Origin of the sequence: Amycolatopsis rhabdoformis, from assembly GCF_035918295.1 — a bacterium.
GTDB classification, from domain to species: Bacteria; Actinomycetota; Actinomycetes; order Mycobacteriales; family Pseudonocardiaceae; genus Amycolatopsis; species Amycolatopsis rhabdoformis.
Genome location: NZ_CP142149.1, coordinates 9,120,659 through 9,134,321, shown reverse-complemented (window position 1 = coordinate 9,134,321; position 13,663 = coordinate 9,120,659). Strand labels below are relative to the sequence as shown.

The 13,663-nt window shown below is 71.9% G+C and carries 10 protein-coding genes; 2 read left to right on the top strand and 8 right to left on the bottom strand.

Annotated features, from left to right (window positions below):
• Positions 1 to 25: 25 nt before the first annotated feature.
• Entirely contained in the window at positions 26 to 1,183 is a 1,158-nt protein-coding gene (locus VSH64_RS42515; RefSeq protein WP_407655601.1) for an acyl-CoA dehydrogenase family protein, read from the bottom strand.
• Between the two features lie 115 nt (positions 1,184 to 1,298).
• Between VSH64_RS42515 and VSH64_RS42510 the strand changes: the two genes are divergently transcribed.
• Complete coding sequence (locus tag VSH64_RS42510; protein WP_326568372.1) at positions 1,299 to 2,990, top strand: class I adenylate-forming enzyme family protein; 1,692 nt, start codon at positions 1,299 to 1,301, stop codon at positions 2,988 to 2,990.
• Between the two features lies 1 nt (position 2,991).
• On the opposite strand, the gene purE is transcribed toward VSH64_RS42510, so the two are convergent.
• The 7 genes from purE to VSH64_RS42475 form a co-directional block, all read right to left on the bottom strand.
• The gene (purE, locus tag VSH64_RS42505) at positions 2,992 to 3,489 is read right to left on the bottom strand and encodes a 5-(carboxyamino)imidazole ribonucleotide mutase (protein ID WP_326568371.1); all 498 of its coding nucleotides are present in this window, start codon (positions 3,487 to 3,489) and stop codon (positions 2,992 to 2,994) included.
• 23 nt (positions 3,490 to 3,512) lie between these two features.
• The gene (locus VSH64_RS42500) at positions 3,513 to 4,697 is read right to left on the bottom strand and encodes a 5-(carboxyamino)imidazole ribonucleotide synthase (RefSeq protein ID WP_326568370.1); all 1,185 of its coding nucleotides are present in this window, start codon (positions 4,695 to 4,697) and stop codon (positions 3,513 to 3,515) included.
• 50 nt (positions 4,698 to 4,747) lie between these two features.
• Positions 4,748 to 5,887 carry a flavin-containing monooxygenase gene (locus VSH64_RS42495; protein WP_326568369.1) on the bottom strand — a complete coding sequence of 380 codons (1,140 nt, stop codon included), beginning with the start codon at positions 5,885 to 5,887 and terminating at the stop codon, positions 4,748 to 4,750.
• Positions 5,888 to 6,005: 118 nt separating this feature from the next.
• Positions 6,006 to 7,607, bottom strand: a complete 1,602-nt coding sequence (locus VSH64_RS42490) for a LuxR family transcriptional regulator (RefSeq protein WP_326568368.1) — start codon at positions 7,605 to 7,607, stop codon at positions 6,006 to 6,008.
• A gap of 59 nt (positions 7,608 to 7,666) precedes the next feature.
• Positions 7,667 to 8,782 carry a glycosyltransferase 87 family protein gene (locus VSH64_RS42485; RefSeq protein WP_326568367.1) on the bottom strand — a complete coding sequence of 372 codons (1,116 nt, stop codon included), beginning with the start codon at positions 8,780 to 8,782 and terminating at the stop codon, positions 7,667 to 7,669.
• A 22-nt stretch (positions 8,783 to 8,804) separates the two neighbouring features.
• Positions 8,805 to 10,163, bottom strand: a complete 1,359-nt coding sequence (locus VSH64_RS42480; RefSeq protein ID WP_326568366.1) for a glycosyltransferase 87 family protein — start codon at positions 10,161 to 10,163, stop codon at positions 8,805 to 8,807.
• 113 nt (positions 10,164 to 10,276) lie between these two features.
• Entirely contained in the window at positions 10,277 to 11,119 is an 843-nt protein-coding gene (locus tag VSH64_RS42475) for a GGDEF domain-containing protein (RefSeq protein WP_326568365.1), read from the bottom strand.
• A gap of 266 nt (positions 11,120 to 11,385) precedes the next feature.
• Between VSH64_RS42475 and VSH64_RS42470 the strand changes: the two genes are divergently transcribed.
• On the top strand, positions 11,386 to 13,656 hold the full coding sequence (locus tag VSH64_RS42470) for a sigma-70 family RNA polymerase sigma factor (RefSeq protein WP_326568364.1): 2,271 nt from the start codon (positions 11,386 to 11,388) through the stop codon (positions 13,654 to 13,656).
• Positions 13,657 to 13,663 lie beyond the last annotated feature (7 nt).

Below are 13,663 nucleotides of genomic sequence, written 5' to 3'. Positions count from 1 at the left end.
GGTGCACGGGCGTTTCAGGGAAAGCTCAGCCCTTCAGCAGAGCCCGCGCCATCACCATGCGCTGGATCTGGTTGGTGCCTTCGTAGATCTGGGTGATCTTCGCGTCGCGCATCATGCGCTCCACCGGGAAGTCACGCGTGTACCCGGCGCCGCCGAAGAGCTGCACCGCGTCGGTGGTCACCGACATCGCGATGTCGGACGCGTAGGACTTCGCGGCCGACGCCATGAACCCCGCTCGCTTGTCACCGCGCTCGGACGCCGCCGCGGACGCGTAGACCAGGTGCCGGGCCGCTTCGATCTTCGTGCCCATGTCGGCGATCATGAACTGCACACCCTGGAACTCCGCGATCGCCTTGCCGAACTGCTTGCGGTCCTTCACGTACGCGATCGCCGCGTCCAGCGCGCCCTGCGCGATACCCAGCGCCTGCGCACCGATCGTCGGACGCGTGTGGTCCAGCGTCTTCAGCGCGGTCTTCAGCCCCGTGCCCGGCTCGCCGATGATCCGCTCGGCCGGGATCGTGCAGTTCTCGAAGTACACCTCACGCGTGGGCGAGCCCTTGATCCCGAGCTTCTTCTCCTTCGGCCCCACCGAGAACCCCGGGTCGTCCTTGTGCACCACGAACGCGGAAATGCCGTTGGACTTCTTCTCCGCGTTCGGATCGGTCACGGCCATCACCGTGTACCACGAGGATTCACCCGCGTTGGTGATCCACGCCTTGGTGCCGTTGAGCACCCAGTGATCACCGTCGAGCTTCGCTCGCGTGCGCATCGACGCGGTGTCCGAACCCGCCTCACGCTCCGACAGCGCGTACGACGCCATCGCCTCACCCGAGGCGATCGAGGGCAGCACGATCTTCTTCAGCTCTTCCGAAGCCGACAGGATGATCGGCTGCGTGCCGAGCTTGTTCACCGCCGGGATCAGCGACGCCGACGCGTCGACCCGCGCGACCTCCTCGATCACGATGCACGCGCCCACCGCGTCGGCACCCTGACCGTCGTACTCCTCGCCGATGTGCACCGCGTTGAACCCGGACTTCGTGAGCGCCTGCAGCGCCTCGGTCGGGAACCGCTCGTTCTCGTCGACCTCCGCCGCGTACGGCGCGATCTCCTTCTCGGCCAGAGCCCGGACCGCGGCCCTCAGCTCCTCGTGCTCCTCGGCAAGCTGGTACAGGCCCTCGGCCACTTCCGTCACCTTCTCTGCAGCATTGGGGAGAGTTTTGTCGATGTTAGCGCTCGTTCACGCCCGGCGCCGCCGTTCGTTCTTGTGTCCTTGACCGCACTCTTCGTAAGGTCGGGTGATGGCCATCACCGCGTCGACCCCGCCGCCCGGATTGCCCGCTTCGCTCGACTACCCCGAGGTCCCGGTGGGTTCGATACTCGCCGGCGCCGCCACCCGCTTCGGTGATCGCACGGCGTTCGCCATGGGCGACGACAGCCTCACCTACACCGAAACGTACGCAGGCGCCTGCAAGTTCGCCAACGCGCTGCTCGCCCGCGGCATCGGGCACGGCGACGTGGTGGCGATCCACCTGCCCAACTGCCTCGCCTACCCGATCGCCTACTACGGCACCCTGCTCGCCGGCGCCACGTTCAGCCCCACGAACCCGCTGCTCCCGCCCGACGACCTCGCCTTCCAGCTCACCGACTGCGAGGCCGCCGCCGTGGTCACGTTCGGGCCGGTGGCGGGCACGGTCGCCGCCGTCGCGGACCGGATCCCGGCCCGGCTCACGATCGTGGTCGCACCGACAGCACCGACAGCACCGTCAACCCCGACAACAACGGCCGGCGGAACCGACGTCGTCGAGTTCAAGCAGTTCTTCGCCGAAGCCCCCGCCACCCGGCCCGAAGTGGCCATCGACGTGCACCACGACCTCGCCCACCTCGCCTACACCGGCGGCACCACCGGCCGGTCGAAAGGCGTCGAGCTCACGCACGCCAACATCGTGGCCAACACACTGCAGAGCGCCTGCTGGAGCAGCGGTTCGGTGCCCGTGCTGGACCCGCACGGCGACGTGATCCTCGACCAGATCGGCAGCGAGGAAGAGTGGCCCGGCCGGCTCGGCACCGGCGTCGCCATCAACCTCACGCCGTGGTTCCACGCGATGGGCGTGATCGCCGGCCTCAACGCCCTGCTGCTCAGCGGCAACCGGACCGTGCTGCACGCGCGGTTCGACCCGGCCGCGTACGTCGCCGACGCCGAGCGCCTGCGCGTGACCTCCCTCGGCGGCGCACCGGCGCTGTTCGCTGCCTTGCTGGCCACGCCCGCGTTCCACACCGCCGACCTGTCGTCCGTGCGCAGCATCGGCTCCGGCGCGGCGCCGATGAACCACGAGATGATCCGTGCGCTGCACGAACGCTTCCCCGGCGTGGTGATCGCCGAGGGCTACGGCCTCACCGAGATGACCATGGGCGCGGTGATCTCGCCGTCGTACCGGTCGGGCGTGCGCAAGGTGGGCTCGGTCGGCGGGCCGATCTTCGACACCGAGGTGAAGATCGTCGGCCTGGACGAGACTCCGCTGCCCGCCGGCGCCGAGGGCGAGGTCTGCCTGCGCGGCCCGCAGATGATGCGCGGCTACCGCAACCGGCCGGACGAAACCGCCGCCGCCCTGGTCGAGGGCTGGCTGCACACCGGCGACATCGGCGTGCTCGACGACGACGGCTACTTGTCCATTGTGGACCGCAAGAAGGACATGCTGCTGTACAAGGGTTACAACGTGTTCCCGCGCGAGCTCGAGGAGCTGCTGATCGCACTGCCCGGCGTGGCCGCGGCCGCGGTGGTCGGCCGTCCGCAGGTCGAGGTCGGCGAGCTGCCCGTCGCGTTCGTGGTGCGGCAGCCGGACGCCGACCTTGACGCGGCCGGGCTGATCGCCGCCGTGAACGAGAAGGTGGTGCCGTACAAGCGGATCCGGGAGCTGTACTTCGTCGACGAGATCCCGGTGTCGGCCGCGGGGAAGGTGCTGAAGCGGGAGCTGCGCAAGCAGCTGCCCTGACCTACTGGCCGGCCTTCTCGCGCAGCGCTGCGTCCTTCTCCAGCACCATCGTCTCCAGGCTCGCCTGGAACGCGGACAGCTTCGACTGCAGCTGCAGGTCCGAAGCCGCCAGGATGCGCACGGCCAGGAGGCCGGCGTTGCGCGCGCCGCCGACGGAGACCGTGGCCACGGGGATGCCGGCGGGCATCTGGACGATGGACAGCAGCGAGTCGAGGCCGTCGAGGTACTTCAGGGGCACCGGCACGCCGATGACCGGCAGCACCGTGGCAGAGGCGACCATGCCGGGCAGGTGCGCGGCCCCGCCGGCACCGGCGATGATGGCGCGCAGGCCGCGCGAGGCGGCGGAGGCGGCGTAGTCCAGCATGCGCTGCGGCGTGCGGTGGGCGGAGTAGACGCCGACCTCGTACTCCACGTCGAACTCCGCCAGAGCCTGGCCGGCGGCCTCCATGACGGGCCAGTCGGAGTCGCTGCCCATGATCACGCCCACCTGCGGCGCCATGTGTGTTCCCTTCGAGTGGGGTGTCAGTGGATCTCGTGGCCGTCGAGCCACACGGCGTGCGAGAGCCAGTGGGCCGACAGCAGCGCGCGGTTGCGCAGGTCGTCCATGTCGTCGCCGACGAAGTTGACGTGGCCGAGCTTGCGGCCCGGCCGGTCCTGCTTGCCGTAGAGGTGGATCTTCACGTCCGGGAAGCGCGCGAACAGGTGGTGCACCCGCTCGTCGGGGCTCATCTGCGGCGTGACGTCGGCGCCGAGCACGTTGGCCATCACACACGCGGGCGCGACGAGGTCGGTGCGGCCCAGCGGGTAGTCGAGCACGCCGCGCAGGTGCTGCTCGAACTGCGACGTGCGCGCGCCGTCCATCGTCCAGTGGCCGGAGTTGTGCGGGCGCATGGCGAGCTCGTTGACCAGCAGGCCCCGGTCCGTCTCGAACAGCTCCACCGCGAGCAGTCCGGTCACGTCGAGCTGCGACGCGATGCGCAGCGCGAGGTCCTGCGCCTCGTGCACGCGTTCCTCGGACAAGCCGGGCGCGGGCGCGAGCACCTCGGTGTTGATTCCGGCCGTCTGCACCGTCTCGACCACGGGGTACGCGGCGCCCTGGCCGAACGGCGAGCGCGCGACCAGCGCCGAGAGCTCGCGCTTCATCTCCACGCGCTCCTCGACCAGCAGCGCCATGCTCGCGTCGAGCAGCCGCGGCACCACCTCGCGCGCCTGCCTCGCCGTGTCGAGCATCCAGACGCCGCGGCCGTCGTAGCCGCCGCTGGAGGCCTTCAGCACCACGGGCCACCGGTGCGCCGCGCCGAACGCGATCACGTCGTCCACAGTGGACACTTCGGCGAAGTCCGGCCCGGGCACCTCCATCCCGGCCATCATCTCGCGCATCACGAGCTTGTTCTGCGCGAACCCGAGCGCCGAGGGCGCCGGCCGCACCACGACGCCCTCCATCACGAGCGTGAGCAGGTGCTCGCCGGGCACGTGCTCGTGATCGAACGTGAGCACGTCGACACCCTGGGCGAACTTGCGCAGCGCCTCGAGGTCGGTGTGGTGCCCGATGACCACGTCGGACGCCACGAGCGCCGCCGAGTCGTCGGCACCCGCCGACAGGATTCTCAGCGACTGACCGAGCGAGATCGCCGCCTGGTGCGTCATGCGGGCCAGCTGCCCACCGCCCACCATGCCCACCACGGGAAGACCGGTTCGTTTGTCCATAGCGCCGCTCAGATTACTGGGCGACCCCCGGCGGAGCTGCGGGTACCGGCTCAGTGAGCCCCGCCACCGGCGCCCGCACCCAGGCGCGCACGTCCGTGCCGCTCGCCGGCCGCGGCCTTCGTGCGCGCGGCCAAGTGCTTCACGACGTACTCGGCGTCGCGCCCGGCGCCGCCCACGAGCATCGAGGAGAACGCCCACTGGAACGACAGCCCCACGAAGTACAGCCCCGGTGCCGTGGTCGCCACGCCCCGCTGCTCACGCGGCCAGCCCGAGTCGTCCGTGACCGGTGGGGCGATCCAGGAGAAGTCCTGGCGGAACCCGGTGCACCACACAATGTTGGCCACGTCGAGCGCTCGGCCGTCGGCGAGCACGGGCGCACCGCCGCGGACGCCGGTCGTGCGGTCGGCGACGAGTTCGACGCCCTCGCGGGTCAGGTCGGCGCGCTTCACCCGGATCAACGGTCCGCCGTGCGCGCGGATCTCGGCCCGCATCGCCCGGCCCAGCGGCGTCCGCAGGGTCAGCACGTGTTGGGCGGCGAAGAACAGCACCGGGAAGATGACCCGGGCCGGGCGCCGGTTGATGTCGAACGGGAACTCACCGCGAATCGGCCCGCTGAGCACCGTCGGATGGCCCGCGCGAGCGGCTTCGTACGCGATGTCGCCGCCCGAGTGCGAAGCGCCGACGACCAGCACCGGCCCGGGCTTGAGCTGCGCCGGGTTGCGGTACTCGCTGGAGTGCAGCTGCCGGATCCCGGGGTCGAGCCGGTCGGCGAACTCCGGGACCTTCGGCGCCCGGCCGAAGGTGCCGGTCGCGACCACCACGTTGTCGCAGGTGAACGTGGTGGTCCCGGTGCGCACCTCGTAACCGGCCCCGGTTCGCCGCACGCTCGCCACGCGCTGCCCACCCCGCACGGGCAGCGAGAACTTGCGGGCGTAGGTCTCGAGGTAGTCCGCCATCTCGTCCTTGGTCGGGTAGTGCATCGGCGGGCCCGGGTAGGCGAGGCCGGGCAGCCCGGCCGCCAGGGCCGGGGTGAACAACCGCAGCGTGTCCCAGTGGCAGCGCCAGTTGTCCCCGATCCGGTCGTTGCCGTCGAGGACCACGAAGTCGCGGCCCCGCTGCGCGAGGTAGTGCCCGGCCGACAGGCCCGCTTGCCCCGCTCCGATGATCACGGTCTCGGTGTGCTCGTTCATCAGTGACACCTCCTGACCAGCACGTTAGGAGCCGCCGGCGCGCGTGGCATCGAACAGCCGTACCACTTCGGTCCAGGGCGGGATGGTCCGTCCGTACCACGGGTCAGATGAGCGCGGGTCAGATGAGGTGGTGCTGCACCGCGTGGGTGGCCGCGGCGGCGCGTGAAGGCACGCCGAGCTTCGCGAACACGTTCTGCAGGTGCCGGCGCACGGTGTGTTCGCTGATCACCAGCCGCGCCGCGATCTGCCGGTTCGACAATCCCTCGGCCACCAGAGCCAGCACCTGCAGCTCGCGCTCGGTCAGCGAAGTGGGCGGGGCCGGCGCAACGCTGGTGCACGCGCCGAGCCGGTGCAGCACCTCGCGCGCGGTGGCGAAGTCCACCTCGGCCGCGTCCTCGTCACCGGTCAGCTGCCGGGCCCGGCCGATGAGCAGGCGCGAGCGGGCTCCGTCGTACGGCGCGTCCAGCTCGGCCCATCCCTCGCACGCAGCGCGCAGCTCGGCCAGCGCGGCCGCGGGTCGGCCCTCCGCCAGCAGGACCGAGCCCCGCGCGTGCGCGGCCGTCGCCCGCAGCAGCGGCATCCCGATTTCGGCGGTGATCACCGTCAGCTCGTCAGCCGCGGCGCGAGCGGCGCCCGGTTCTCCGGCGGCCAGCACGATCTCCACCTGCGCCGCGAGCATCCGGGCGCGCACGAGGTGGTCGTCCGCCGCCTCGGCCACGGCGTGGCCGATCGCCGAGACCGCGGCGGCCGTCCGGCCCTGGGCCAGGCGCAGCAACGCGCAGCCGGGCTGCGTGGGCTGGCCGTACTCGGCGGCTTTCCGGTAACCGTCGTCGGCCGCCGCGAGCTCGCCGCGCAGCCGCCGCAGCTCGGCCTCCTGGTACAGCGCCATGCCGAGCGCCGGCTGACGGCGCGGACCGGAGAGCCGCTCGGCAGCACGGCGGGCCTCCACCAGGGCTTCCGGCCACGCGCCGAGAGCCTGCAGCACCTGCGACCGGTGCACCAGGCACTGGCCCCGGAACAGCACCAGGTCCGGTTGCGCCGCGCACCACGCACTCAGCGACGCCGTCCACTCCTGTGCCCGGATCACGTCGAAAACCTCGTGGCAGCCTTCGATCGCGCTGCAGTAGACCACCCCGGCGGGGATCGGCGACACCTCGCCGGAGGTCACCGAGACCATCGCCTCGTCGAGCAGGGCCAGTCCTTCGGCGGCGCGGTGCAGCTTGATCAGAGCCCGGCCCTGCGCGTGCCGGCCCAGCGCCAACAGGTCCGGGTCGCCGAAGCGGGAAGCGATCCGCACGGCGGCGGTGAACACGTCGTGCGCGCCGCGGGTGTCACCGCTGTGGATGCTCTGCAGGCCGACCGGGACGAGGAGGTAACCCCGTTCGACGCAGTCCAGCCCGTGCTCGTCGAGCAGCCGACGCGCCCGCGCCAGCCAGCCGTTCGCCCGCGCCGGCTCACCCCGCAGCAGCAGGGGCAGGGCCAGGAAAAACGCGCATCGGGCAGCCTCGGCCGGCCCACCACCCCGCACGTACTCGAGGTACGCGCGTTCTCGCGATTCGAAACTTTCCTCGTCGTGCCCGAGCAGATAAGCCGCCGTCGAAAGGCGCACGAGATCTTCCGCGGTGAGCGACACCCGGCCCCCGGTGAGCCGTGTGTACACCTCCCGCCACGCCTGTCCGGCGAAGGCCCGCTCGGCCGTGTCGCCGTTCACCACCGCCATGCACCTCCCGGCAGTCGTTCCACTGTACGACGCGGATTCGACGCTGGGGAGCGGCGAGGCTATTTCGCCAGCGTCGCCACCGGGGCGCTCAACCGCAGCTCACGCACCGCCAGCCCGACGATCCCGCACGCCGCCGCGACCACGTAAGCGTTGCCCAGGATCGACCACCCCAGGCCCCACGTGAATTCGACGTCGCCGCCGTTGGGCACGAGCATCACGATCTGCGAGGCGAACAGGGCCGCGGCCGCGAGGGCCCACCAGCGCCGGCCCGTGACCACCAGCAGGCCGATCAGCGGCACGGCCCACACCCAGTGGTGGGACCAGGACACCGGCGAAAGCAGCAGCGCGTAGAAGGCCGCGACCAGCAGAGCGGCCAGCGGTTCGCCGCGGCGGGAGTAACGCACGACCAGCCAGACGGCCGGCCCGGCGAGCACCACGCCCACCCCCACGGCCACCGTCAGCGACCACGGAGCGAGGGCCGAGGCGCGGTTGACCAGGCCGTTCAGGGACTGGTTGAAGATCCACGTCACGGAGCCCACGCGGCTGGGATCGGTGGCGGCCTTGGTCCAGAACAGCCAGGCGTCGTGCGGGATCACGGCGAACATCACCGCTTCGAGGGCGACGAAGGTGCCCAGCGCGCGCAGTCCGTCCTTCCAGCGGCCGGTGAAAAACAAGTACGGCACGAAGATCAACGGCGTCAGCTTCACCGCCGCGGCCACGCCGATCAGCACGCCCGCCCAGCGCGAGTTCCGGGCAGAGAGAACGAGGACGTCGACGATCACGAACGCCATCAGGATCAGGTTGACCTGGCCCAGCGACAGCGTTTTCCACACCGGTTCGAGCACCAGCGCCGCGCCAGTGGCGCCCAACAGCCACCAACGCGAGGGGCGCGCGACGACCGCGATCACCACCGTCAGTGACACGACCGACAGCACCGTCAGCACACCCCACTCCAGCCCGGCCGGCACCAGGGCGAGCGGCAGGAACAACGCGGCCGCGGCGGGGGTGTAGGTGAAGGGCAGCCGGACCCAGTCGGGCAGCGTCGTGAGGTCGGCGCTGGTGTAGAGCGGCTCGCCCTTGAGCAGGGTCAGCGCGCCGGCCCGGTACACGGACGCGTCGGCGCCCACGTGGCGGTGCGTGAGCCAGACGACGAGGCCGAGAACGGCTGCGATCAAGGGCGGCGTGAGCAGCCGCGGGTCAAAGAGCGGGCGTGGTGTCCGCACGGTCGGTGGCCTCCCCAGAAGCACGGTTGCGGGCGCGGCGCTGTATCCCCCAGCGCACGATCAGCGCGACGCCGAGTACCACCGGCATCAGGATGTAGGCGTCACCGAGCACGTTCTGCCACACCTTCCAGTGCAGCTCCACGTTGCGGCCGTTGGGCAGGATCAGGAGCACACAGCTCACGAACACGAACGCCACCAACCCCGTGCCCAGCCAGCGTTTCCACGCCGTGGCCGGCGTCGTCTTCGGCAGGCGCGACACGAGCAGCACGATCAGCGGCGCCACCCACACCCAGTGGTGCGACCAGGAGATCGGCGACATCAGCAGCGTCCAGAACGCGGTGACGAGCAGCGCGGCCAGCGCCTGCCCGCGGCGGTGGAAGCGGATCAGCAGCCACAGCGCCGGGATCGCCAGCAGCAGGCCGACGCCCATCGCCGCCTTCGACGCCCACGGCGCGAGGTCCGTCGCGCGGTTCATCAGCCCGTTGAGCGACTGGTTTCCGGCCCAGTGCACCGGCCCGATGCGGCCGGTGTCGGGCAGCGTCGAGGTCCAGTAGCGCCACGCGTCGTGGGAGTTGATCAGGAACATCAGGCCCTGCAGCACGACGAACGTCGCCAGCCCGCGCAGCGCGTCCTTGCGGCGGCCGGTGATGAACAGGTGCCCCAGGAACACCAGTGGCGTCAGCTTGATCGCGGCCGCGACCCCCACCAGCACGCCGCCCCACCGGCTGCCCCGCGCACCGAGCACGAGCATGTCCAGCAGGATCAGTGCCATCAGGATCAGGTTGATCTGGCCCAGGAAAATGGTGCGCCACACCGGTTCCAGGCCCAGGAACACGAGGAAGAACACGATCGTCGAGCGCGCGGGAGAAGCCCACCAGCGCGGCCCGTCGGAGGCCGGCTTGGGCAGCGCGCCGATCGAGATGCGCACCGAAAGCGCGAGCGCGCCCAGCGACACGACCGTGAGGAACCCCCACGCCACCTGCGTCGGCACGAGCGCGAGCGGCACGAAGAACAACGCGGCCGTGGGCGGGTACGTGAACGGCAGCAGCGCCCACCACGGTTCGGTGGACAGCGTGTTGGTGTCGTACAGCGAATCGCCGTGCAGCAGCGTGAGCGCGCCGCCGCGGTAGACCGCGCTGTCGACGCCCAGCGCCCACTCGTGCGTCCAGCCCCAGAGCCCGACACCGATCGCGACCAGCGGGATCACCGAGAGGATCAGGATCGACCGCGGCCGCACCGACAGCCTGGCGAGCGACTTGCGCAGGGCCAGCCGGGGCTGGGCGGCGCTCGCCGGAACTTCGCCGTCGACGGCGGAGGGTACGGTCCTGGTCACCCCACCAGGAAATCATGAACGCGCCGGAGCAGGCCCGATGGGTCGGGCGGCGGGCCGTCACCGCGCCGGGATCAGAACCACATCCGCCGCACCGCCGAGTTCGATCAGCCGGGTCAGCCGCGGCCGAGGTCGGCCAGCAGGTCACACGCCCGGTCGTGCGAAGCGGGCAGCCGCGCCGCCGAGATCCGCGGCCGGTTCACCTCGCGCAGCTGCGCGTCCACCGACAGCCGGTCGTTCAGCGCGCGCCGCAGGGCCACGCCGCGGGAGGCGAGCCGGTCGTCGCGGCGGCACAGCACGGCGACCACCGAGGGGCCGAGGGTCGCGTGGCTCTCGCCGGTGTCGAACACCGCGCGCAACGCGTCGGCGACCAGGATCATCCCGGTCAGCCGCGGCCAGCCCGACACGGTGGTCAAGTCCATCGCCACCACCAGCAGGAGGTACTCGTCCGCGGCCTCGGCCCGGTACACCTCGGCCAGCCGCGTGCGCAGGTACGCCGCGGACGGCAGGCCGGTGAGCGGGTCCGTCACCTCCGTGTGCACGAGCTGGTCCGTCGCCACGTCCGCCCACGCCAGCGCCGTCACGCGCAGCAACCGCGCGGGGGTGGCGTCGACGTCCGGGGAAACGAACCCGTCGACCGCGTCCGGGTCGTCGAGCACGGCGTGCAGCGCGGCCAGGTCCGACAGCGTCTCGGCGAGGTTCGCACCCGCGGCGGCCCGGGCGCGACCGAGGCCGGCCAGCGCCGTCTCGGCGCCCGTCGAGCCGTGGCGGACCACGGCGGCGCAGACGGCGTCCACTTCGGGCAGTGCCCAGTCGCTGGGGAAGCGCCATCCCGCGGCGAGACTGGCGGTGCGCCAACGGGCCCGCAGCGCGCGCAGGTTCCGGTCCCGGTCGAACCGGGCGCGGGGTTCCTGCTCGCCGGCGGGACCGGACAGTGCCCCGGTCGCCGGTACGTCCACTGGCCACCGCTCCTTCCCGGTCGATGTCGATCTTGTCTTGCTCCACTCAGGGGACGTCGAGCACCCGACCGCGTGACGGCGTTCCGGGGTCTTTTTCGCGACACGTTCGCAGCGACACACCCCAGAGCCGGGTGAACTTGTTGCGCCGACGGAGTCAACACGCCGACCACGAGGTGACGCGTATCGCCGCGTCCGTCACACTTGTGCTCGCGTTACCGAGGTAGATCGTGGCCGGCCAAGCCGCGTGCGCCAGATGAAGGAGCCCTGTGTCCACCGTTCCCGCCGATCTGTCCGGTAAGAGCGACGCCGAGCTGATCGCCGAGGTCCGCTCCGGGAACATCGCCAGCTACGGGCCCCTTTACGAACGGCACAGCGGCGCCGCCCACAACCTCGCCCGCCAGCTCGCGCGCTCGAGCTCCGAGGCCGACGACCTCGTGTCCGAAGCCTTCTCGAAGGTGCTCGAGACGCTGCGCGGCGGCAAGGGTCCGGACACCGCGTTCCGCGCCTACCTCCTCACGGCGCTGCGCCACACCGCCTACGACAAGACGCGCCGCGACCGCCGGGTCGACCTCAACGAGGACATGAGCGACGTCGGCGGTGCCGTCGGCGAAGCGCTCACCGTGCCGTTCTCCGACACCGCCGTGGCCGGGCTCGAGCGCACGATGGCCGCGAAGGCGTTCGCACGACTGCCCGAACGCTGGCAGGCCGTGCTGTGGCACACCGAGATCGAGCAGCAGAGCCCGGCCGAGGTCGCGCCGCTGCTGGGGCTCACCGCCAACGGGGTGTCGGCGCTGGCCTACCGCGCCCGCGAGGGCCTGCGCCAGGCGTATCTCCAGGTGCACCTGCAGGAAACCGCCGCCGAACGCTGCCACGCCACGGCCGAACGGCTCGGCGCGTGGACGCGCGACGGACTGTCCAAACGCGAACGCGCCCAGGTGGAGACCCACCTCGACGAGTGCGAGGACTGCCGCGCCCTGGCCGCCGAGCTGGCCGACGTCAACGGTGGCCTGCGCGCGATCATCGCCCCGATCGTGCTCGGTGGTGCCGCGCTGGGTTACCTCGCCACGATCGGTGCCGCGAAGGCGAGCGCGGCCACGGCCGGGGTCGCCGCCGGTGCCGGCGTGGCCGCCGCGGGTGGTGCCAAGGCCGGTGCCGCCGCAGCGGCCGCCGCGCCCCGGCAGTTCGTGGGCGTCGCCGCTTCCGGTGCCGCCATCGTGGCGGCGGTGGCGGTCGCGCTGGCCGCGGCCGGTTCGCCGCAGGAGATCCCGGCGGTCGCGCAGGTGCCGCCGCCGGCCGCCGCTCCCGTGGTGCCGCCGCCGGCCAAGCCCGCGCCTCCCGCACCGCCCGCGCCTCCGCAGGCGCCGCCGCCCGCGCAGCCGGCGCCCCCGGCCGTGCCGCCGCCCGCGGCTCCGCCCGTCGTGCCGCCGCCCGCCGCTCCCCCGGCGCAGCCCGAGCCCGCGAAGATGTCGGCGACCACGCCGCCCGACGGCCTCGAGCTGCAGCCCGGCGACGGGCCGGTCACCCTGCCGATCACGGTCCGCAACGACGGCGGCAGCCCGTCCGACCCGGTCGACGTCGCGCTGAACCTGCCGCCCGGCGTGTCCGCCGTGCCCGCGGGTGGCGGCGGCGGTGCCGTGGGCGGGTTCTCACGCCAAGCCGACACTCAGACGAGCCAGGTCAACGTCGACTGTCCCGGCGGCACCGGCACCGTGACCTGCAAAACCGGCTCGGGCCTGCAGCCCGGCCAGACGGCCGTGCTCACCTTCCGCCTGCAGGCCGACGACTCCGCGCAGGGCGGCACCGTGACCGGTTCGGTCACCGCGGGCGCGAAGATCAAGGTCGCCGTGAGGGTGAAGGTCACCGTGAAGGCGCCGCCCGACGTGCTCGCGCTGCAGGCCGACACCGACGGCCTCTCGGCGTTCCCGTGGACGCGCAACCCGCTCGTCTACGTCCGCGTGCGCAACACCGGGAAAACCACGAAGCCGGTCACGGTCACGTTCGACCACGCGCTGTACCAGTCGTGGAGCCTCAGCGGCTTCCCGTGCCACTCGACCGGCACCGGCGCCACCTGCACCACGCGTGGCGCGCTCGCACCCGGCCAGCACGTGAACCTGTGGGTGCGGCTCAAGGGCCGCCCCACGCACAACGCGCCGGTGACCGTGAGCGCGACGCTCGGCAAGGCCGCGCAGCAGGCCCAGGTCACGTTCGGCTGCTGGCTCGGCATCTGCGAGGTGCCGTACCCGACCACGGGGGTGCCGACGCCGTCCCCGTCTTCGGACACGCCGTCTTCGGACACCCCGGAGTCTTCGGACAGCCCCACCTCGTCCAGCCCGTCGAAGAAGCCGACGCACAAGCACGAGCCGACGTCGAGCACGCCGCCCGCGAAGCCGACCGAGCCGATCACCACCACCCCGCCGAGCACACCCCCGGCCACCACGAGCGCGCCGCCGACCCCCGGAAACGGCAACTCCGGCAAACCCGGCGACACCCCGCCGTCGATCGAGCCCCGCGGCTTTTTCGACTGGCTGAGGGGGTAGCGTCCGT

Bases quoted from the DNA above. Each gene is read 5' to 3' on its own strand.
- VSH64_RS42510 (WP_326568372.1), top strand. From the start codon at position 1,299: ATGGCCATCACCGCGTCGACCCCGCCGCCCGGATTGCCCGCTTCGCTC.
- purE (WP_326568371.1), bottom strand. From the start codon at position 3,489: ATGGCGCCGCAGGTGGGCGTGATCATGGGCAGCGACTCCGACTGGCCC.
- VSH64_RS42500 (WP_326568370.1), bottom strand. From the start codon at position 4,697: ATGGACAAACGAACCGGTCTTCCCGTGGTGGGCATGGTGGGCGGTGGG.
- VSH64_RS42495 (WP_326568369.1), bottom strand. From the start codon at position 5,887: ATGAACGAGCACACCGAGACCGTGATCATCGGAGCGGGGCAAGCGGGC.
- VSH64_RS42490 (WP_326568368.1), bottom strand. From the start codon at position 7,607: ATGGCGGTGGTGAACGGCGACACGGCCGAGCGGGCCTTCGCCGGACAG.